Source organism: Streptomyces sp. DSM 40750 (assembly GCF_024612035.1).
Lineage (GTDB): Bacteria > Actinomycetota > Actinomycetes > Streptomycetales > Streptomycetaceae > Streptomyces.
Map to the genome: position 1 here is coordinate 10,975,909 of NZ_CP102513.1, position 21,452 is coordinate 10,997,360.

Genomic DNA, 21,452 nt, shown 5'->3' on the forward strand with positions numbered 1-21,452 from the left:
CGTTCGCCCTGTCGACCAGTCCGTCCGGTCCGTCGTCGCTCCGTCGCGGATGGGCCGGCCGGTGCGCCCGCCATCGACGCCGGACACCGAGCGGGACAGTGGAGCTCGATGTCCGGCGAGTTGGGCGGCCCGGCCCCGCCAGCCCCCTCAGCTGACGGAGAAGTCCTCGAACCCGGCGATCCCTCGGGTGCCGGTCCAGCCGTTGGCGGCCGTCATGAAGACACCGATGTCCTGGTGGCCGGCAGCTCCGCCCGGGGTGGCGGTGCCGACCTTGGTCCAGGTGACGCCGTCAGTGCTGCACTCGCCGGTGTAGGTGTCGCCGGAGCGTGTCAGGCGCAGGTGTAGCGGGGCGGTGCCGGAACCGGCCAGCTCGATGGAGTCGAACCGGCCGTTGCCCTCGGAGTCCCAGGACAGCGCACATCCGTTGGACGGAGTCACCGCCAGATTCACGTACCCGGCGGAGCCGTCGCCGTTCGAGCCGCTGCCGTTCGTGGAGAGGTCATTGCGGACGATGAGCCCGGCGCGGGCCCAGGGCCCGGTGCTGTCCTGCGAGGTGACCCGGACCGTGGCACTCGCAGCGGGACCGAAAGCGGCGGCCCGGTAGACCGTGCCGAACTCGTTGGTGCCGCCCCACAGGTCGGCGCCCGCGCCCTCGATGGCGAGCGCGTCCCCGGACTGGCCGAAGACCGCGTCGTTGAAGGATGCGCTCCGGTAGGGGTCCGTCACCCCGGTGCCCGCCATCAGCCGGACCACCGCCGAGGCCGAGCCCCGCGAACCGCCTGTCCGGAAGGACGCGCTCACCGGCACCCGGGAGATCAGCGCATCGGCGGCCGCGGTGAGGGTGACCCGGAAGGCCGCAGAGAAGGTCTCGCCCGGGGCGAGGGACGCCGCGGTGGTCGTACCGACGGGCTCGGCGGTCATCCCCTCCGGTGCGTCGACGGACAGCCTCACCTCCGTCGCGGGGCCGAAGCCATTGCGGTTGGTGAACGACACGGTGACCGTGACCGGGCGGCCCTCGGTGACCGATCCCCGGTCCGCGGACGCGGTCAGCGTCACCTGGTGTGGGTCCGCGGCCAGGGTGTCCCGCACCTGGCGGGCCAGCTTGTGGATGTCGCCGGACGTCTTCACCGGGTAGCTGTCGTGCCGGTGCGCCCAGCGGTCCTCCAGCGCGAACCAGTCGATCCCGTCCGGCTGCCGGCCGGCCGCGAGCGCCGCGGACAGCTCGCCGAAGTACGTCTTCCAGCGCGTGAGGTACAGGCCGCCGACCAGTCCCGCCCATTCCCGGTTGGCGTAGTCGTGCAGCCCTTCCTCGCTGCTCTCCCGGCCGCCCCAGGTGGTGATGATCGACCGTGCGTCGTACTCCAGTTGGTCCTTCTCCGCCCTGGTGGCGCCCCAGGACCGGGCGTCGGCCAGCCACCGTCCGAGCAGGTGCTGCGGGGATGTGGCCAGCACCTTGTCCATCAGCTTCATCCAACTGAGCCAGGTCCTGGTGAGCCGGTCGAAGCCGGCGCGGTCCTCGGCCTCGTACGCCGCCCTGATCCGGGGCAACAGCACCCGGCTGCGGTTGGACAGCACCTGACGGGTCACGTCGGCGAGGTCGTAGGCGTAGGCGGAGCTGTGTCGCAGTCGTGGTGCTACCTGGAGCAGTTCGGTGAGTGCCGTGTCGAAGGCCGTGGTGTCGTAGCGGTCGGCCTCAGGGCCCCAGGCGGCGGCCTTGTTGGCGCCCAGGCTCGGCCGGGCGCCGAACAGCCCGTCGGGTGCCTCGCTCCACCCGTCCTCGCGGGTCACGTTGTACGCGGTCTCGCGGATCGTCTTCCAGGCGGCGACGGCGTGCGGGTCCTCGCCTCCGTAGCGGGACACGGCGTACGCGGCGAACCAGTCGTCGAGGTCGATGGTGCCGGGTGTCCACGCCAGGTCGGTGAGGAGCGCGAGCGCGGGCGCGTTGTTGTCGGCGGCCTCCGGCATCGCCGCGATCCCGGCGAGCGCACTGCCTTCCTTGTCACGCCACTTGGGGTACTGCTCCACCCAGTCCGGGGCGTTGGCGCCCATCGGGGTGTGGCCGCCGAAGTTCCAGATGCTGCCGAAGGCGTACGGGGTGCCGCCCCAGTCGCTCTCCCGGTCCGTGACGGTGGTGTAGCGGTCGGACAGGCCGTCCACGATCAGCATCCGGGACTTGTCGACCCCGTCGAGCAGCGCCTCGGACGGGTTGGACTGCCAGCCCAGGATGGCCCAGATCGCGCCCGGGTGAGCCTTCTGGAGTGCCCCTTCGACGGCCGCCGCGGCCTCGCCGACCGGAACGTCACGGGGGTTGCCGCCCTCGTGCAGCAGGTCCATCTTGTACATCGTGCTGTCGCCGAACCGCTCCGACTGGGCCCGGTAGAAGGCGGCGGACACCTCGTCGAAGGCCGTAGTGCGTGGGTCGAGCCAGTCGGGTCGCTTGAAGGCGCCCCAGGAACCCTGGGGGACCACGGCCGCGTCCCCGCCGTGTTTGGCGACGAAGTCGTCCGGCACGGTGCCGAAGTAGCCGGGCAACACCGGTGTCATGCCCAGTTCGCGCACCCGGTCGGTGATCTTCCGGGCGAGATCGGCGCGCCTCTCGATGAGCCGCTTGGACACCGGACCGCCGAACCCCGACATGTTCTGCAGCAGCCACCACGGCTGATGGGCCGGTGCCGGAATCCACGCCCGCATCTCGGCGTCGGAGTAGCCGAACTGCCGGAAGGTGTCGTAGTAGACGGCGTCGCCGCCGGTGTAGACCAGCACCCTGTTGATGCCGTGCAGCGCGAGCACGTCCAGCTCGCGTTCCCACGCGTCCCAGTCCCGGTAGGGGCCGGTGTAACCGTCGTTGGTGTCGTTGAGGGCGAACCGGTGCGGCACGTTCGCCGATCCGGCGATCTCCCCGTCGGGGGCGGGCAGCGACCTGGGGAGGTTCAGCTGTTCGCCGTTCCAGGAGATGTCGGCCATCGCCGCCCGCGCCAGATAGGTGTGGAGGCCGGTCAGCAATACCGCCGGACTGGTGCCCTCCACGGTGATCGCCCCGGCCCGGCCGGTGACCTTGAACCGGTCGGCGCTGCCGCCGTCCAGCGCGCGCAACGTCACCTGCCGGTGGTGGTCGGGCAGCAGTCGTCGCAGCGCGACCGACGCGGGGGTCGTGTCGAACGGCTTCGCGGCCTTGTCCGCGGCCGCTGGTGCGGCGTGGGCACCCGGCGACGGCGTCAGCAGCACCACTCCGCCGAACGCGGCCGCTCCGGTCAGCAGACGTCTGCGGCTGAGGGGTTGATTGCCTGTCATGAACGTCCTCTCAGAACTTTTCGGATCTTCCGGGCCACGGTGGGATGTGACCGCACCGCAGCCCGGATCAGGCGACGGTCATCGCGAAGATGTGCAGAGCGGGACCACCGCTCGGCAGGCCGTCGCTGACCTTCGGCAGCACGACGGAGCGCAGTTCCTTGTCCTCCAGCACGATGGCGAAGGTGAAGAGGCTGACCGGGTTCCTGTCCTGGCCCGAGGGGGTGTTGCGGTACGGCAGGACCACCGCGGCCGCGGGGTGCGCCGAGTACCAGTCGGGGACCTCGACGGAGAAGGCCTGCTCCGTACCGTCCGTGTACACGACCTTCCCGGACCCCTTGCCGTCGCCCCAGGTGGAGGTGCCGAGGAAGGCCAGCCGCGAGCCGGTGCCGGACAGCCGTACGGTCTGCCCGGAGGACACCACGTTGTCCTTGGCCCCGGGCTCGGTGTCCGGCCAGGTGAAGGCCGTCCCGCCGTAGGTGACCGAAGCTCCGGGAGTCAGTCCGACCGAGGCCAGCGCCTGGGCGGACAGGCTGGAACGCGAGCCGTCGATGTCGGCGGTGGTGGTGGCGTCGTCGGAGGAGATGCCGGCGTTGTCGAAGGCACCGGCCAGCGACCTGTACGGCAGTTTCAGCGAAGAGGTCGCGCGGGTGCAGTCGGATCCGCCCTCGTGCACGTCGAAGAGCGCGTGCGCGATGCAGGGGACCACTCCCTCGGCATCGTCGGGGAGCCGGGTCTTCCAGGTGCGGGTCACCGACTTGCCGGGCGCCACCCTGCCGAGGACGGAGGCCGCCTGGCCGGCGCCGTCCATGGAGAGATACAGCACCGAGCCGCGCAGCGCGATCCGCGTGGTGTTGGTGAGCTCGGCCGTCAGTGTCACCGCCTGACCGGGCTCGGGAGCGGACGGCTCGACGGTGATCGAGACGGGCGGGGCGAGGAAGTCCTCCTCGGAGCGGTAGGGACTCATGCCTGCTCCACGGAGAAACGGTCGAAGATCGCCCGGACGGTCGTGCCCGGATAGTTGGCGTTGACCGCGCTGGCGACGACGCCGGCGTCCATCGCGCCACTCGCCGAGGGCACCGTCACGCTCGCGACCTCGGTCCAGGACAGCTCGTTGGTGGTGCTGTACGCCGTGTACGTGGTGCCGGAGCGGACCAGCCGCAGCCAGGACGGGTGAGCCGAACCGCCGCCGCCTGCCCAGGTGTCGAGCCGGCCGTCGCCGTCGCTGTCGGTCATGAACTCCAGACCGAACCGCGCGGACATGGTCAGCACGGCGTAGCCGCCCTTCTCGGGCGCGGCCAGATCGTTGGCGAGGGCGATGCCGTACTTCGCGGTGGGGTTGTCGCTGCCGGTGAGGCTGACCGCCTTGACCTGCACCACACTCGACTCGGTGGCGGAGCCGGGGAGGTGGATGATCCCCTTCTCGTCGGCGCCGCCGGACAGGTCCCGGCCGCCCGCCCAGATCACCAACTGGCTGCCGTACTGGCCGAACTCGGCGTCGTCGGCCGTGGCGAACACCCGGTACGGGCCCCGCACCCCGTTGGGCTCGTAGGGCACCGTGAACGTCTTCGCGGACCGCGCGCAGTCGCTGCTGCGCCCGTCGACGTCGAAGACCACGTGCGCGGTGAACGACACGTTCCCGGCCACATCGGCCGGCATCGCCGTCTCCCAGCGCCGGGTCGTCTTCGCGCCCAGCCGCAGGTCGCCGAGCGGGATGGTCTTCGCCGCCGTGGTGGCGCCGGGGTCGATCAGGTGAAGCACGGCGTTGCGGAGAGGGAAGGGGCAGTCGTTGGTGAGGACCGCGGTGGCGGTGACCGTGTCACCGACGGCCGGCTCGGCCGGCTGTGTGGTGACGGTGAGGGTGGGGCCCAGGGTGTCGAACCGGGTACCGTTACTGATTCCCATGCCGCTCACCGGGCCCAGTCGACGGTGAAGACGTTGGCGATGTCGCTGGGCAGGGAGGACGGGACGGTGATGTTGATCTTTCCGTCACGGCGGGTCCACCTCAGACTGCCGCTCGTGCCGAGCAGCCGGATCCGGGACGTGGCGCTGATGGGGATGTCGCCGGGCACCGAGAGGGTGCCGCTGGGCGCACCCAGCACGATGATGTTGAACTTGCCCGGGGAGACGGTGTAGCGGATGCCGAGCGAGCTGCCCTCCTCCTCCGCCCGCACCCAGGGCGTCGACCCGTAGATCGCCGGGCCGTTGACCTTCAGCCAGGCGCCGATGTCCTTCAGCCGCTCCTGCATGATCTCGGGGATCGTGCCGTCCGGCCTGGGACCGATGTTGAGCAGCAGGTTGCCGTTCTTGCTGACCACGTCGGCGAGCAGCTGGATCAGGAACTCGGAGGTCTTGTAGTCCTCGTCCGGCTCGTGCTTGTTGTAGCCCCAGGAGTAGCCCATGGTCATGCAGCACTCCCACTTCTGCGGATCCATCGTGGGGTTGGTGCGCTGCTCGTACGTCGCGAAGTCGAAGTGGGTGTCGAACCGGTCGTTGATCACCACGCCCTTGGGGCGCTTACGGTTCTTGGCCTCGTTGTAGTAGTGGGCCAGGGGTTCTTCGCTGCGCCACGGCGGTTCGCCGGTGGGCCGGAACCACTGTCCGTCCGCCCACAGCAGCTCCGGGTCGTAGCGGTCGATGATCTCGTAGAGCTGCTTGAGCTCGTAGTCGCCCACGTAGTCCTCGACCGGCTTGTAGCCGGTCATCGGGATTTCCTCGTCGGTGTAGAAGTTGCGCATCGGCCGGCCGATCGCCGGGTTGAAGTACTCGCCGAGCGAGTAGTACAGGCCCGGGCGCACGGTGCCGCGCTTGCGGGCCGCGGTCATCAGCTCACCGACGAGGTCGCGCTTCGGGCCGTACGCCACGGAGTGACGGTCCGTCACCTTGCTGGGGTAGAGGGCGAATCCGTCGTGGTGCTTGCTGGTCAGCGCGAAGTACTCGGCGCCCGCCTGCTCGAACAGCTTCACCCAGGCGTCGGGATCGTACTTCTCGGCCTTGAACTGCGGGATGAGGTCGTCGTAGGTGACGTCCTCGCCGTAGGTGTCGCGGTGGTACTTCCACTCGGCGGTGTCCTTGGTGCTCTGATACCAGAGGTACCACTCGGAGGCGCTTCTCGGCGTCGCGCCGGCGATCACCGAGTAGACGCCCCAGTGGACGAAGATGCCGAACTTGGCGTCCTTGTACCAGCGCGGCACGGGATGGGTGTCGAGGGACGCCTTGGTGGGCTGGTAGTCGGGTATGCCGGAGCCGCCGGACACCGTCGTGCCGGCGAGGGCCTGGGCGGTTCCGGGCGGGGCGAGCAGCACGGCGCCGCCGAGGGCGGCCGCGGTGGTCATGAAATGTCGGCGGTTGACTGCCATGAACGTGCCTCTCACTCGTGGGTGGAGAAGGAGTCGAAGAGTGCGGTCGTGGTCTGGCCGGGGTAGTTGAGGTTGACGGCGCTCGCGACCAGTCCGGCGTCGCCGGTGCCGCTCGCGGACGGCACGGTGGCGGTGGCGACCCGCTGCCAGGCGGTGCCGTCGGGGCCGGCGTACGCGGTGTAGGTGGAGCCGTCGCGGACGAGCTTCAGCCAGGCCGGGTGGTACGAACTGCCGCCGCCTGCCCAGGTGTCGAGCTTTCCGTCGCCGTCGCTGTCGGTCAGGAACTCCAGGCCGTACTGCTTCGACATGGTGAGCACCGCGTAGCCGCCCGCCTCCGGTGCCGTGAGGTCGTTGGCGACGGCGATCCCCGCCTTGGCGGACGGGCCGCTGCCGGTCTGACCGGCGACCCGGGCGATCACGGTGCCGGACGGCCCAGCGGCGTCGGCGAGGTAGACCGTCGCCTTCTCGTCCTTCCAGCCGGAGAGGTCCTGGCCGCCCGCCCAGATGGCGAACTGGCCTCCGTTCTGCGCGTATTGGGCGTCTTCCGTGGTGGAGTCGGTCGTCCGATACGGCGACCGCACCTCGGAGGGGACGGGGGTCACCGTGGCGTCCACACTGTCGGAGTCGCGCCGGATCCGGCCGTCCTGGCGGAAGGAGGTGTTCACCGCGACCGGGTGAGTGCCCCAGGCCGCGTCGGCCGCCGGGGTCACCGTCCAGGTGACGGCGGCGCTGTCACCCGGGGCGAGCGAGCGGATCCGCGGACTGCCGGCCGGCTCCGCCAACCAGCCGTCGGGGAGATCCAGGCCCGTGGTGACCTGGGTGACCGTCGTGGGGCCGGTGTTGGTGACGGTCGAGGTGATCTCCGTGCCCCGGCCGCCGGCCTCCAGGCTCGGCCGGTACGGGGTGAGCCGGACGCGGGCCGAGGGGCAGTCGCGGGCCACCCCGAGGCCGGCCAGGTCGACCGCGTCGGAGAACGCCTTCATACCGGTGTCGTTGGGGTGCAGGTGATCGCCCGAGTCGAAGGCGGCGGCGTAGCGGGTGGGGTCGTCCGGGTCCCGTACCGCCTCGTCGAAGTCGGCGTAGCCGTCCAGGACGCCGCCCGAGTCCCGGACGAACGCGTTGACCCTCTGCCGGTCGGCCTCCTTGGCCTCGGTCCACCAGTCGCCCCAGCCGCGATACGGGACGACGGTCGCGCCGATCACCCGCAGCCCGCGGGCGTGCGACCGCCGGGCGATCTCCTTCATGCCGTCGATCACCTGATCGCCGCTGGCACCACCCCAGCTGAGGTCGTTGACTCCCTCGAAAAGGATCACCGTCCGGGCGCCCGGCTGCGACAGCACATCGCGCTCCAGCCGGTCCAGTGCCGACGGGTTGCCGTCGGTCCCGGCAGTGATCCGGTTGCCGCTGATGCCTTCGTTCAGCACTCCGGCGGTGGTCGAGCAGGCCGACAGCCGCGCCGCCAGATAGTCCGGCCAGCGCCGGTTGGTGTTCGCGGTGGAGGACGCGCCGTCGGTGATGGAGTCGCCGAGCGCCACCACGGAGCCCGCCGCGTCACCGCCCCGTACGTCGACTCCGGTCAGGAACGGGAAGGTGGAATCGGTCCTGGTGAAGGCGTCCCCGTCGGCGTCCCCGGCGTGATCCCCGCCGCCGTCGGGCGTCCAGTAGACGGTCTGCAGCCCCATCCAGTGCTGACTGACATGAGTGAGCCGACCGGGGAAGTACAGACTGACGACCAGGTCGCCGCGGGCCCGCACGGGAAGCCGGAGAGGATCGCTCACCGCCTGCTCCCCGGCGGCGATCGTCACCTCGTCCTCGCCGCCGAACCGCAGCCCGTACGGCTTCGCGACGGCGGCGCCACCGTCACTGTGACCCACGGTCGCGTGCCGGATCGTCACCGGCTCGGCGGTGAAGCCGTTGGTCAGCCGGATCCGCACGCTCGACCCGCCGGCGCTCACCCGCACCGGTATCCGTACCGTCACCTCCGACGTTCCCGGGTCGTACGAGGCGTGCTGCGCGGTGGCCCATGTACCCGTCCACGCCTGCTGACCGGCGGCCTCGACGGGCGCCGCCGGGACCAGCACCGCCAACGTGGCCACGACGGCCGCTGCCAGGGCCACGCATCTTCGATGCCCGAACACTGCGTGTACGCGACGCACTCCCAGCACGAGTCCTCCTCAGGAACAGCCCCGGCCGAGGCCGAGCGCGGTCAGGTCGACGGAATCGGCGAAGGCCTTCATTCCGGCGTCGTTGGGGTGCAGATGGTCGCCGGAGTCGTACGCCGCGCCGAGCCGCCGCGGGTCCGCCGGGTCCCGCACCGCCTTGTCGAAGTCGGCGTAGTCGTCGAAGACCCCGCCGGAGTCCCGGACGAACGCGTTGACCCGCTGCCGCCGGGCCTCCGTCTCCTCGCTCCAGCCGCCCCAGGTGAAGTCCTTGTACGGCGTGATCGTGGCGGCGACGACCCGCATCCCGCGCCGGTGCGCCCGGTCGGCGATCTCCGTCATGCCGGCGATGATCTGCTCGGCGCTCGCCCCGCCGAGATCGTTGATCCCCTCGAAGAGGAGCAGGGTCCTGGCTCCCGGCTGCGAGAGCACGTCCCGTTCGAGGCGGTCCAGGGCGGAGGGGTTGGTCGTGGTCCCGGCGGTGATCCGGTTGCTGGTGATGCCCGCGTTGAGCACCCCGGCGCCGGGCAGGCAGGCGTTCAGCCGGGCGGACAGGAGGTCGGGCCAGCGCTGGTTGGTGTCGGGCGTCGAGAAGGACCCGTCGGTGATCGAGTCGCCGAGCGCCACCACCGATCCGGTCCTCGGCGCGGTCACATCGACACCGCTGAGGAACGGCCAGCTCGTGGTGGTCCAGGTGTAGGCGTCACCGGCGGTGTCGGCGGCGTGGTCGCCCGCCCCGTAATCCGTCCAGTACACGGTCTGCTGTGCCCACCAGTGGTCGGTGATGTGCGTGACCCGGCCGGGGAGATAAAGACTGACCACGAGGTCGGCGAGGGCCGGTACGGCCAGGCGCACCGGATCGCTGACCGCCTCGCCGCCCGCCGGGACGGTCACTTCACGCTTCCCGCCGAACCGCAGGCCGTACGGGTGCGCGACGGAGGAACCGCTGTCGCGCAGCCCCACGGTCGCGTGCCCGATCGTCACCGGCTCGGTCGCGTAGGCGTTGGTCAGCCGGATGCGTACCGAGGAGCCGCCGACGCTGGTGCGCACCGGCATCCGTACCGTCACCTCGGACATCCCCGAGACGTCGAAGTGCTCGCTCGGCGCGGTCGCCCAAGTCCCCGTCCAGGCACGCCGGTTGTCCTGAGATCTGCCCTGCCGATCGTCCTGCTCACCGGCGTCGGCGGGTGCCACCGTCCCTGCCACGACGGCCACGACCGCCAGCAGCAGGGTCGCAAACCTGCTTCCTATCGGATGCATGTTGTGCCGCCTCCTACTGTGCCGAGCCGACGGCGGCCAACGCTGCGGCGAGTGGGGTACGCGGCCGTCCCACTCGGGCGAGGTTCACGAGGTGCCTCCCGTACAGGTCACCTTGGCGTCGGCCCAGTCGGCGTGGTCCGTGGAGACATCCCCGTCGCCGTCGACCAGCAGGTCCAGCCAGCGGGCGTCGGTCACGTCCACGTCGATGTCGGTGCCGCCGTCGGAGCCGCGCAGCACCGGTGTGGTCGCGAGTGAGCGGCCGTCGGCGATCACCTGGAAGGAGACGCTGCCGTTGTCGCCGACCTCGTCGTCCACCCCGGCGGTGGCGGTGAACCGGGTGCAGCCGCCGCCGAGGTAGACCCGGATCTGGCTGTTCGCGTGCACGCCGAGGCCCTTGGTGTAGGTGGTGCCGCCGACCGACAGCGTCCGTCCGTCACCCGCCGCGGATTCGCCGTTGGAGGCGTCCTTCTCCACCGGGCCCCAGCCGTTGACCGCCTTGACCAGGGTCAGGTCGCTCACGTGGGCGTCGGCGGACAGCCCCGGCGGCGGCACCTGCACGGCCCGTACGCCGGTGACGGTGTCCGGATGGCCGGGCTGCGTGAGCGTGGCGGTCGCGGACAGGACGGCGTAATGGACCGGGTCGCCCGGCGGAGTGACGGTGTAGGCCGCGGTCACCTTGTCACCGGGCCGGACCCGGTGGAAACGGGTGGTGTCCTCGGTGGTCGCGGTCCAGCCGTCCGGGACGTTAAGCGCCAGCTCGACGCTCCGGGCAGTCGGCGCGTCCTTCGGCACGGTGAGAGTGACGGGGACCTTGGTGGCGGTGCCGGTGCTCAGGAACGGCTCGGCGTCGACGGCGACGTGCACGCCCGAGTCCGGCATGGCATACGTCTTCGCGTTGTACGAGGGCGCGGCGACGGGGCGTACGTCGATACCGCCGACGGAGGCTCCGAGGTCCACGAGCTTCGCCGAACCCGGGCCCGCGTCAGCCTCGTTGGACCAGACGGCCAGGGCGATGGTGTTGGTGCCCTGCTCGCGCAGGATGCCCTTGGGGATGACGAAACGTGTCTGGGGCCCGGTGTCCGGCAGGTAGCGGCCGATCAGCCACCCGTTGACGAAGATCTGGGCGCGGTAGCCGGTGCTGCCGCCGTCGGCTTCGGCGAGATCGAGTGCGATCGCGTTGTCCTGGCCCCGTGGCAGGTCGAGCCGGGCGGTGGTGCGGTACCAGCGCACACCGGGCCCGGTCTTCGCGCTCTGCGCGGACAGGGTGGTGCGCTTCCAGCCGCCGTCGGGGAAGCCCGGCAGCGACCAGCCGGCCCGCTCCCCGTACAGCCCGCCGTTGTTGTACGGGCCCCGGGCGGTGTCGACCGGGTCTTCGCCACCGCGGCTGCCCTGGATCTTCCAGGTGAGTGTGGAGGCCCCGCCGATCACCTCGGCGCCGAGCAGGCCGCGCGGCTCCTTGGAGTAGTCGTGGCCCCATTCCTCGTTGTGGCCCGCGTTCTCCACGAGGACGGAGAGCACGTTGTCCCCGCGGTCCTTGGTGTCCCCACTGTCCTCGCTGTCCTTCAGCGTGCCCGCCGGTATGTCGAAGGTGTGCGCGCCGTCGCCGGAGCTGCCGAGGTGGCGGCCGTTGAGCCAGACCGCGTACTGGCCGGTCGGACCCGTGTTGGCGTCGAGTGCGAGCGCGGTCGCCGTCCCTGTGGTCCTGAACCGGCCGCGGTACCAGACGTTGCCGTGGTGGTAGCCGTACTCGTCCATCGCGAGCACCGGCAGTGACCCGTCCAGGGCGGGGTTGTTGGCGGTGAGGTGGTCGGCGGTGGTCCAGGTGGAGTCGTCGAAGCCGGGAGCGGACTCCGGTGCCTCTTCCTTGTACTTCCACGAGGTCAGCTCGGGCAGCTCGACGGGGCGCGGCGCCTGGGTGACGGCGACCGCGCGGCCGTTCCAAGTCACCTTCTTGGCCTTCTTGGCGTCCGCGATGACCTCGATCTTCGCGGCCTTGGTGGAGTCGCCGGTCAGTTTCAGAGTGCCGCCCGCCAGGTCCGCCGTACGGACGAGGGACGGGCCGCGTACGAGGACCGGGCCCGCGGTGGTGTCCTGCCGCCACCAGTGGGCGGTCTCGGCGGTGTCGGCGATGAGCAGTTCCAGACCGTTCACCAGCACCCGGGCCATGCCCTTGTGGGTGTAGTTCAGCCGCAGATCGCCGCGCTCGGCGTCCCAGGTGGTGGTGACATCGCCGTCGAGGACGGTGACCTCAGGCCGCTCGGCGTACCGCAGCACGGTCTCACCGGCCTCGCCCTCACGCCCGTACAGCAGCGCCACGTTCCGGTCGCCGATCCTGGCGTGCGTCATGATCTCGGAAGTGGAGTAGACGAGCCGCTGGTCGTCGCCCAAGTCGTAGCCCGCCACCAGGAGTTTGGCGTCCCGGCCGTCGACGGTGATCGCGCCCTGCTGCGGCACGCGCGGGTAGTCGCCGTCCGCGCCGGTCAGCGACAGCGTCGTCTCGTCCTTGTCCTTCACGCGGGTGTCGGCGTGCCGGACGGTGAAGAACTGGGTGCCGTCGTCGGGGTTGACGCGCCGGTCGACGCGCAGTGCCTCATCGGAAGGAGTGGGTGCCTCGGCCTTGTCGGTGCGCGCCAGTGAGGTGACGGAGCCGACCATGTACCCGAGGCGCTTGAACTCCTGGTACTTGTCGGTCAGTTGGCGGGACTCGTTGATCGGGGCCCCGTAGTCGTACGACGTGTAGACCGCGTTGGGGTCGGCGAGCCAGCCCCAGTTGGTGCCGCCGTACGTCATGTAGAAGGACTGGCCGGTCACTCCGGCGGCGATGTTCATCTTGCCGAACACCCGGGTGAAGTCGGTCCCGGTCAGCTTCGCGCAGTCCTGGTAGCCGGTGCCGCCCCACGGGTCGAAGGCGCCGCCCTGTGCCTCCGGGATGATCAGCGGGGACTCGGGCTTCCACTCGTTGACATAGCTGTAGTCGGGCAGGTTCCTCCAGGCATCGGGGTCCTTGCAGTCGAAGCCCTGCGGGTAGGCGTCGAAGCCGTAGATGTCCGGGGCTCCCTTGCCACTGACCCAGTTCTTGTTGGCTCCGCCGTCATTGACGAAGGTGGGCACGTCGATGCCGTCTTCCTTCGCCCAGTCGATGAGCGTCTGCATGTAGTCGGCGTCCTGGCGTCCGCCCTGGTACTCGTTCTCGACCTGGTAGAGGATCACGTTGCCGGTGCCGCGGGTGAGCTGGTGCCGGGCGATGATCGGGTTGATCCTGCTCATCCACTCCCGGGCCGCCTTCATGTACTCCGGCTCGGAGGTGCGGTTCACGCCGGCCTGCGTCTTGCGCCAGGCGGGCAGGCCGCCGCCGGAGACCTCGGCGTTGATGTACGGGCCGGGGCGGGCGATCACATACAGGCCCGCGCGCTCGGCCTCGTCCAGCAGCCGCTCCACATCGCGGACGCCGGTGAAGTCGTACGAGCCCGGCTTGGCCGAGTGGTAGCCCCAGTCGAAGTAGAGCGAGACGGCGTTGAAGCCACCCGCCTTGATCTTCTGCAGCACATCGCGCCACGCGTCGGGGCTGGGCAGCCGGAAGTAGTGGAACTCGGCGCCCCAGATGTACAGGGGTTCGCCGTCGACCTTCACGGAGTACTGGTCGTACGTGACGGTGTGCTTGGCCTGCGGCTCAGCCTCGGCCGGTGCCGCGGAGACCGCGTTGGTCAGGGGCATGACAGACAGAAGGGTGGCGAGCAACAGGGATGTCCATCGTCCTCTCATGACGTCAGCCCCTTCACCACTGCCGCCCGCGCGGTCTCGATGTCGCCGACGTCCTTCGTACGGCCGTCGAGGTCCCGCGTCGCGGTGGTGAGGGCCTCGGTCAGCGCGTCGCTGTCGGTGCCGCCGCCCTCCTTCTTCCGTAGCCGGGCGATGAGTTCGTAGTCCTCGACGCCCTCCTTCAGCTGCTCCCAGCGGATGCTGGACATCGGGCCGTCCTTGCCCGGATAGACCAGGTACTCGTCACCCTGGGTGAAGATGTGCACCGGCTGGCGGAAGGGGTCGCTGGTCCAGCTGTTGTACGACCAGCGCAGGAACCCGTCCAGGTTCCGCTGGGCGGAGATCCACGGCAGCATCCGCGACTCGACGGCGGGGGAGTACGACAGCGTGTTGGGGTGGGCCGGCGAGCCGTACACGTAGAAGGTGGTGATCTTGCCGGCCTTGCGCCGCTCGGCCGCCTTCTCCTTCGTCATCGCGTCGATGCCGCCCCAGTCGACGGACAGGTTCGACGCGACACCTTCCGTGCTGATCGACCCGGCCACGGAGATACGGTCGTCGAAGACCGGCGCGACCTCGTGGACGAAGTCCTTGACCACCCTCATGGTCTCGATCGGCCGCTCGTCGAAGGACAGCCACGTGTCCTCCAGCCAGCCCTTCGTCTTCAGATGGGCCTCGAAGGCCGGCAGATACGCACCCCACGCCTCCCGCCAGCGCTCCCCGCCCAGATCCACGTTCTCGTAGACGGTCCTGCCGGTGCGGGTGTCGGTGTAGGTGAGGTGCTCCTGGTCCTGGAACGCCAGCATGGAGAAGGCGCCGATGCCGGGCCCGAGCCCGGCGCGTCTCGCGGTCTGGACGTACTTGTCCCAGCGGGAGAAGTCGAAGGCGAACTCGTCGCCGTCCCACGTCCAGCCCACCATGCTGGTGTACGGCGTGGCCGTCTGCGACTCCCGGGTGCCGAGCGACCACTGGTGGTGCCACGGGTTGTCGACGATGGTGGTGTTGATGACCTTCTGGCCGCGTGAGGCCAAGTCGCGGTTGTACCTTTCGATCAGCTTCCAGTGCCGGTCGGACCAGAGCTTCACGCCGTGGTTCTTGGCCATCGTCTCCGGCTGCGCCCACACGTCGAGGAAGAAGTCGTAGTCCTCGGGGTCGGGCACGCTCGCGTCCGCGACCTCGATGGTCAGTGGGTAACTGGCCTGGGTGCGGCCGTCGGCGTCGACCTTCACCGTGCCGGTGTAGGTGCCGGGCCTGGCCTTCTCGGGGATGTGGAAGGTGAACCACAGCGGCTGCGCCGCGTAGGCGGGCACATCCACGGAGGACCGCTCGTCGAGTGCGTCGCCGACCACATCGGGGTTGCGGTCGCCGGAGACCTCCTTGCCGGAGCTGACCTGGTCGATGGTGGCGGACCAGTCCACCTCGCTCTTGGAGCGCTGCACGGGCACGTACTTGACGAACCGGACCTGGGTGTCGTCACCGGACAGCTTCGCACCGCCGGGCCCGGTGAGGTCGCCGACCACGGCCTTGACGTTGTCGAGGTCCTTGCCGGACGCGATCGCCAACTGCGCCGAGACCTGCTCGTTGCGCACGGCGGAGAGCTTCAGCTCCTTGGTGTCCTTGCCCTTGATGGCGGTCATCGGGTAGCGCGGGACCCGCTCCGCCGCGGAGTCGGCGAAGGACCCGGTGGGCACCCAGGTGAGGGTGTCTCTTGTGCCCATGGCGTCGGCGACCTTGACGGTCAGCCAGGTGGCGGTGGCCTTGGAATTGAGGTCGGTGCCGGTGGTCGTCGTATCGGTGACGGCGATCGCGGTGGTGCTCGCGGCCACGACAACGCCGGCGACGAAGCCCGCGACAGCTGAGGACGTACGTGCCATGGGGGTCGGTTCCCTCTCTCACGGCGGTGCAGGGAGTGGTCCCCGGCAGGCCCCCAGGGGGAGGCCTGCCGGGAAGCGGCGGTGGTGCCTGGTGATGCCGGCGTGTCAGGAAGTGACGGAGAATCCGCTGAAGACGGCTTCGATGTTCTCGCCGGGGTAGTTGACGTTGGCCGCGCCGGCGACCATCCCCGCGTCACCGGTGCCGGTGGCCGACGGCACCTGGGCGTTGCCGACCTGCGACCAGGTCTCGCCGTCCTTGCCGGCGTACGCGGTGTAGGTGTCGCCGTCCCGGGTCAGCTTGAGATACGCCGGGTGGTAGGTGGAGCCACCGCCCGCCCACGTGTCCAGCTTGCCGTCGCCGTCGCTGTCGGTCATGAACTCCAGGCCGTACTGGTCGGTCATGACCAGCACCGCGTAGCCGCCCTTGTCCGGCGCGGTCAGATCGTTGGCGAGGGCGATTCCGGCCTTGCCGAACGGTGAGGCGCTGTCCTGAGAGACCAACTTGGCCTCCACGGTGGCCTTCTCGCCGGCGGCGTCGTCGAGGTAGATGACGCCTTTCTCGTCCTTCCAGCCGGACAGGTCCTCGCCGCCGGCCCAGATGGCGAACTGGTCCCCGGCCTGGGCGTACTGGGCGTCGTCGGTGGTGGTGTCGGTTGTCCGGTACGGGTCCTGGATACTGCCCGGGGCGGCCTTCACCTGCGCCTGCACCGTGTCGGCCGCCTTCTGCGATCCGGCGTAGCTGACGGTGCCGGTGAGGTCGTGGCTGCCCCATCGGGCGTCCTCCGCGGGGGTCACCGTCCAGGTGGTGGTGAGTGTCGCGCCGTTCCTGAGGGACCGCGCGGTGGCCGGCCCGGTCGCCCTGGCGGTCCAGCCGTCGGGCAGGTCCAGTGCCGATCGGGCGTTGTTGATGGTCCGGGTGCCCCAGTTGGTCACCTCGGTGGTCACCTCGAACGGCGTGCCGGAGGCGGTGGACGGGGAGTCCGGGCTGATCAGCAGGGAGGCGGCCGGGACGTTGTCGCGCTTCAGTGCCTTGATGGCCTTGGCGGCGCCCTTGGCCTTGAGGTCGACGAAGGCCGGGGTGACGCCGAGCGGTGCCGCGTACCCCTTGAGGGTCTTGGGGCCGCGTATCACCGTGCCCTGGTTCACGTCGTACCAGGTACCGGAGGGCAGGTAGACGCTCCGGGTGGAGCCGGTGCTCAGCTTGGGTGCGGCCAGCACGGCCGGGCCGAGCATCCACTGGTCGGTGACCGTGTAACTCGGCTTGTCCTTCGGGAAGTCGAAGAACAACGGCCGCATGATCGGGTCGCCGGTCTTGAGGGTGCTCTGCACCTGGTCCCAGATGTAGGGGGCGAGCTTCTCGTGCGTCTCGATCGCCTCCCGGTAGAGGTCGATCGTCTCCTGGTCGTAGTCCACCTTCTGCCCGGTGGTGGTGTCATTGGTGTCCACCGGGGACGTCGAGGCGTACATCAGCGGCATCAGCGAAGCGGACTGCGCCCACCGCACCAGCACGTTCTTCGACGGTGCGGGCTGGCCGCCGGAGCCGCCGATCATGTCGGACTCGACGAACGGGTAGCCGATGGTGGAGATGGCCAGGTTCTGGGTGGCGGACGCACGCAGGGAGTCCCAGCCGGTGCCCTTGTCGACCTGGCGGGTGACGAAGCCCGCCTCATGGGCCGTCTTGTTCCAGTGCACCCGGATGCCCGCGCCCTGGAGGTCGAACTCGTCGGCGAGTTCCGTGCCGAGCTTCTGGTAGTCCGTGGCCTGGTGGCCCTCGCGAGGCGCACACTTCTCGTCGAAGAAGCGGGTGTCGAACTTCAGCCCGTCGATGTCGTACGTGTCCATCAGGGTCTTGAGGTTGCCCTCGTACCAGGCCTTGGCGTCGGGGTTCGCCAGGTCGATGATCCCGGCCTGGCCGTTCCACCAGGTCACTTCACACGGCTTGCTCGTGTCCTTGGCGTCCATGAGCAGATAGCCCTTGTCGACCGCGTACTGGTAGTTGTCGGAGTCCAGGTTGATCCACAGGGTGACCCAGATACCGAAGTCGAACCCCATGTCGTGGATCTTGTCGGAAAGGCCCTTGGGATCGGGGAAGGTCTGGGGATCCCAGGTCAGATTGCCGTAGTTCGACTCCCACTTGTCGTCGAGCTGGATGGTGTGCCCGTCCAGACCGTTGTCGGAGAGGTCGGTGGCGTAGTCGAGCAGTTTCTCCTGGTCGATCTTGGTGTAGAACTGCGCCCAGGAATTCCACAGCGGCTTGGCGTACTGCTCGTACGGGGCGTCGCTCTTGGTCGGCTTGCCGACGATGCCGACGTAGTTCCGGTAGACCTCCAGCGGGGTCGACTCGACGAACACGGTGGCCTTGTAGGTGTCCGAGGACTCGACCGTGAAGCGGCCGAGGCCGTCCTTGCCCTTGTTGATTGCCACGTCCATGACATCCCCGGTGTCGACGCGGAGGCCGGTCGCCGCGGAGGTGTACCAGAACGGGTCGATCATGTTGTACGACGCCGGTCCGAAGGCCTTGTGGTCGACCTCGCCGGTGTCGAGAGGCCAGGGCTGGTTGACACCGGGGCCGCCCTGCGGGGTCTCCGCCTCGCCGTGGCCGTACCAGTGGCCGGCCGACGACAGGTCATAGGCGAGACCTAATTGGTCGGGGCTGGTGCCCTCGACGTCCCAGCTCAGGTCGTAGCGGTCGGCCTCGGGCGTGAGCCGGGCCTCGATGGTGGCGCCGTCGAGGGTGGTGTCGGTGATGAGGGTGAGGACGCCGTTCCGCCACGTCCAGTCGGTGACCGCGGTGGCGTGCTGCCACGTGTCGTCGGAGCGGAACCGGAGGCCTCCGGTGTCGCCGCCTGCGGTGCCGAGCACGGTTCTTCCGGCGCGCTCGGTGGTGAGGGCGAGTTCGTCGGTGGCGATGTCGACGGTGTAGCCCGGCGCCTTTCCGGTGCCCGGCACGGACAGGGTGAGCCCGTCCGCGCTCTCGGTCACCGTCGGCTGGGCTGCGGCGTCCGCCCGGGCTGCGGTGTCTGCCCGGGCCGGTGTGGTGAGGGATTCGGCGACGGGCGGGATGAGCGTCAGGGCCAGGGCGGCCAGAAGTGTGCCGAGGCCGCGCGGCCTGAGCGGTTGGGTGCGCACTCACGTCCTCCTGCGGGGCGGGGCATGGCGTGATGGAGCAGCACTGCAAGATCATGCGTATTTCTGTTCATGTTCTGGCGATAAACGTCAGCTGTCAACACTCGCATTCATGATTTATCAGCAGCACCACGGGCCACTGTCGGACCTGGTGACGGTTGGTTTCCCGGGTCCACGCCCTGCCTCGGGAGGCCGCGGACCCGGGGAAAACGGCTGTAAATTCCGTGTGAACCGCGCCCGATTCGGGCGGTTCCGTTCTCATGCGCGGGGGCGGCGGCCAAGGGCTGCCGGGGGGCGGCCGGGGTCAGGTCAGGATCACCGAGCGGGTCAGATGGCGGGGGTTGTCCGGGTCGAGTCCGCGCGCCCCGCCGAGGGTCGCGGCGAGCCGCTGCACCACGATCAGGTCGGCCACCGGGTCGCGCCCGAGGGCGACCAACTGGCCGCCGGTGCGCGCGATCTCCTCCGGCAGGCCGACGGGAACGGCCGCCGGATCACCGAACCACCAGGCCACCCGGCCCGGTCCGGTGATGCTGATCGGCCCGTGCCGGTACTCCATCACCGGGTACGCCTCCGTCCACGCGCCCGCCGCCTCGCGCATCTTCAGGGCCGCTTCCTGGGCGATCCCGTACGCCCAGCCCCGCCCGAGGAAGGTGAACTGCTCGGCGGCGAGAAGCTCTTCGGGCAGCGGCTCGACCAGCGCCGAGGCGGCCTGCGCCCCCAGATGGCCGAGGTCCTCACCGAGCAGGGCGCGCAGCAGCACCAGTTCGGTGGTGGCGAACCGGGTCTGCACCACCGACGTCTCGTCGGCGAAGTCCAGCACTACGGCCGCGTCGGCGACATCCATGACCGGGGTCGCGGGGTCCGCGGTGACCGCGACGGTGGGCGTTCGGCCGCGCAGTCGGCCGAGCAGTTCCAGGACCTCCGAGGTGGTGCCGGACCGGGTCAGCGCGACCACCCGGTCGTAGGCCCGGCCGGCCGGCATCTCGGAGGCCGGAAAGGCGTCCGTCTCCCCGTGGCCCCCGGACTCCCGGAGCACCGCATAGGCGTGGGCCATGAACCAGGAGGTGCCGCAGCCCACGACGGCGACCCGCTCACCGGGCCTGGGCATGGCCGCGTACGCGGGGGCGTCCGGCCGCCGTGCCAGTTCGGTGGCGCGGCGCCAGCACTCGGGCTGGGTGGCGATCTCGATCTCGGTCCGACTCATGAAGGGGCTCCCGTCTCCGTGCTCATGGGGCTGCGGCATAGCCGAGTGGTAACCGTCGGCCCTTGACATCATGCGCGATCCCTTGGGCATGATGGATGTTGATGCTTGATCCTAGCCATTATCGAGCAGAAACAATCACTCGGTTGCAGTGAAGGTGGGTACCCCGTGAAACGGCACCTCGTCGGTATCGCAGCAGGTGTGTCCCTCGCTCTGGTCCTCACCGGATGCGGCAAGGGAGGTTCGTCCGGTGGCGGTGGCGGTGACGGCGACGGAAAGACGATCAGATTCGTGGCCGCGAAGTACGACGATGACACCCAGCCCTACTGGGAGAACCTCATCAAGGACTTCGAGGCCGAGAACCCCGGCTACCAGGTCGAGTTGGAGGTCGTCGACTGGGAGCAGATCGACTCCAAGGTCAAGACGTACATCCAGACCGGCCAACAGCCCGACGTCCTCAACTACAACAAGTTCTCCGACTTCGCGCGCGACGACCTGATCCACCAGGCCAAGGACGTCGTGTCGCCCGAGGTGCTCGACGACTTCCTGCCGCTCTTCGCCGACCAGGCGCGGTACGAAGGCGTCCAGTACGGCCTGCCGTTCATCTCCAGCGCGCGGCTCTTCTTCTACAACAAGGACATCTTCGACGAGGCCGGGATCTCCGAGCCGCCGTCCAGCTGGGCCGAGGTCGAGGACGCGGCCGAGAAGGTGAAGAAGGCCGGGGACATCCCGCTGGGCCTGCCGCTCGGCGCGGAGGAGGCCCAGGCCGAGTTCTACATCTGGGCGATGAACAACGGCGGCGGCTGGACCGACAAGTCGGGACAGTGGGCCGTCGACCAGCGGGCCAACGTGGAGACGCTGGACTTCCTGCGGAAGCTCACCAAGGCCGGTCTGACCCAGCCCAACCCCGAGGCCACCAACCGCAAGGACGTCTTCAACCAGTTCGCCCAGGGGAAGATCGGCATGATCAACGGCGCCGTCTTCATGCGCAAGGGCTTCATCGACACGGTCGACAAGAACCTGAACTACGGCGTCGCGCCCCTGCCGAGCAAGGACGGTACGACGCACAACACGCTCGGTGTCCAGGACTACCTGGTGGCCTTCAAGAAGGACGAAGGCAAGAACCGCGAGGCCGTCAACAAGTTCCTCGACTTCTTCTACCAGAAGAAGAACGCCTCGAAGTTCCTGTCCACCGAGGGGTTCCTCTCGGTCACCAAGTCGGCCGGTGACGCGCTGAGTTCGGACTCCGCCTACTACAAACCGTTCGTCGACGCGCTGTCGGGCGCGCGGTTCGCACCCACCGACAACCCGAACTGGTCCACCGTCGAGGGCGCCGTGAAGCAGCGCATCGGTACGGCCGTGTCGAGTGCCGAGCCGGAGAAGGTCCTCGGCGAGATCCAGAAGACCGCCGAGAAGGACGGCTGACGGG

Annotated in this window: 11 protein-coding genes; 1 reads left to right on the forward strand and 10 read right to left on the reverse strand. The window is 69.5% G+C overall.

Annotated features, from left to right (window positions below; genetic code table 11):
- Window positions 1–147: 147 nt before the first annotated feature.
- From JIX55_RS48020 to JIX55_RS48065, 10 genes are all read right to left on the reverse strand, one after another.
- The gene (locus JIX55_RS48020) at window positions 148–3,291 is read right to left on the reverse strand and encodes an alpha-N-acetylglucosaminidase (protein ID WP_257561591.1); all 3,144 of its coding nucleotides are present in this window, start codon (window positions 3,289–3,291) and stop codon (window positions 148–150) included.
- 67 nt (window positions 3,292–3,358) lie between these two features.
- On the reverse strand, window positions 3,359–4,255 hold the full coding sequence (locus JIX55_RS48025) for a beta-glucosidase (RefSeq protein ID WP_257561590.1): 897 nt from the start codon (window positions 4,253–4,255) through the stop codon (window positions 3,359–3,361).
- On the reverse strand, window positions 4,252–5,193 hold the full coding sequence (locus tag JIX55_RS48030; RefSeq protein ID WP_257561589.1) for a hypothetical protein: 942 nt from the start codon (window positions 5,191–5,193) through the stop codon (window positions 4,252–4,254). The genes JIX55_RS48025 and JIX55_RS48030 overlap by 4 nt, the downstream gene beginning before the upstream one ends.
- 5 nt (window positions 5,194–5,198) lie before the next feature.
- Window positions 5,199–6,647 carry an alpha-L-fucosidase gene (locus JIX55_RS48035; protein ID WP_257561588.1) on the reverse strand — a complete coding sequence of 483 codons (1,449 nt, stop codon included), beginning with the start codon at window positions 6,645–6,647 and terminating at the stop codon, window positions 5,199–5,201.
- An 11-nt stretch (window positions 6,648–6,658) separates the two neighbouring features.
- Window positions 6,659–8,764, reverse strand: a complete 2,106-nt coding sequence (locus JIX55_RS48040) for a GDSL-type esterase/lipase family protein (protein ID WP_257561587.1) — start codon at window positions 8,762–8,764, stop codon at window positions 6,659–6,661.
- Between the two features lie 57 nt (window positions 8,765–8,821).
- A complete protein-coding gene (locus JIX55_RS48045) occupies window positions 8,822–10,066 on the reverse strand; it encodes an SGNH/GDSL hydrolase family protein (protein WP_257561586.1) in 1,245 nt (414 codons plus the stop codon).
- A gap of 84 nt (window positions 10,067–10,150) precedes the next feature.
- The gene (locus JIX55_RS48050; protein WP_257561585.1) at window positions 10,151–13,780 is read right to left on the reverse strand and encodes a beta-galactosidase; all 3,630 of its coding nucleotides are present in this window, start codon (window positions 13,778–13,780) and stop codon (window positions 10,151–10,153) included.
- Between the two features lie 44 nt (window positions 13,781–13,824).
- On the reverse strand, window positions 13,825–15,696 hold the full coding sequence (locus tag JIX55_RS48055; RefSeq protein ID WP_257561584.1) for a DUF4091 domain-containing protein: 1,872 nt from the start codon (window positions 15,694–15,696) through the stop codon (window positions 13,825–13,827).
- A 105-nt stretch (window positions 15,697–15,801) separates the two neighbouring features.
- Window positions 15,802–18,825, reverse strand: a complete 3,024-nt coding sequence (locus JIX55_RS48060; protein ID WP_257561583.1) for a TIM-barrel domain-containing protein — start codon at window positions 18,823–18,825, stop codon at window positions 15,802–15,804.
- A 301-nt stretch (window positions 18,826–19,126) separates the two neighbouring features.
- Window positions 19,127–20,026, reverse strand: coding sequence for an SIS domain-containing protein (locus JIX55_RS48065; RefSeq protein WP_257561582.1), 900 nt, complete (start codon window positions 20,024–20,026; stop codon window positions 19,127–19,129).
- Between the two features lie 165 nt (window positions 20,027–20,191).
- On the opposite strand from JIX55_RS48065, the gene JIX55_RS48070 reads away from it, so the two are divergent.
- Window positions 20,192–21,448: an extracellular solute-binding protein gene (locus tag JIX55_RS48070; RefSeq protein ID WP_257561581.1), complete on the forward strand. Its 1,257-nt coding sequence runs from the start codon at window positions 20,192–20,194 to the stop codon at window positions 21,446–21,448.
- Window positions 21,449–21,452: the final 4 nt, after the last annotated feature.

Coding starts and splice junctions, on each gene's coding strand:
- JIX55_RS48020 (WP_257561591.1), bottom strand. CDS start 3,291: ATGACAGGCAATCAACCCCTCAGCCGCAGACGTCTGCTGACCGGAGCG.
- JIX55_RS48025 (WP_257561590.1), bottom strand. CDS start 4,255: ATGAGTCCCTACCGCTCCGAGGAGGACTTCCTCGCCCCGCCCGTCTCG.
- JIX55_RS48030 (WP_257561589.1), bottom strand. CDS start 5,193: ATGGGAATCAGTAACGGTACCCGGTTCGACACCCTGGGCCCCACCCTC.
- JIX55_RS48035 (WP_257561588.1), bottom strand. CDS start 6,647: ATGGCAGTCAACCGCCGACATTTCATGACCACCGCGGCCGCCCTCGGC.
- JIX55_RS48045 (WP_257561586.1), bottom strand. CDS start 10,066: ATGCATCCGATAGGAAGCAGGTTTGCGACCCTGCTGCTGGCGGTCGTG.
- JIX55_RS48050 (WP_257561585.1), bottom strand. CDS start 13,780: ATGCCCCTGACCAACGCGGTCTCCGCGGCACCGGCCGAGGCTGAGCCG.
- JIX55_RS48055 (WP_257561584.1), bottom strand. CDS start 15,696: ATGGCACGTACGTCCTCAGCTGTCGCGGGCTTCGTCGCCGGCGTTGTC.
- JIX55_RS48065 (WP_257561582.1), bottom strand. CDS start 20,026: ATGAGTCGGACCGAGATCGAGATCGCCACCCAGCCCGAGTGCTGGCGC.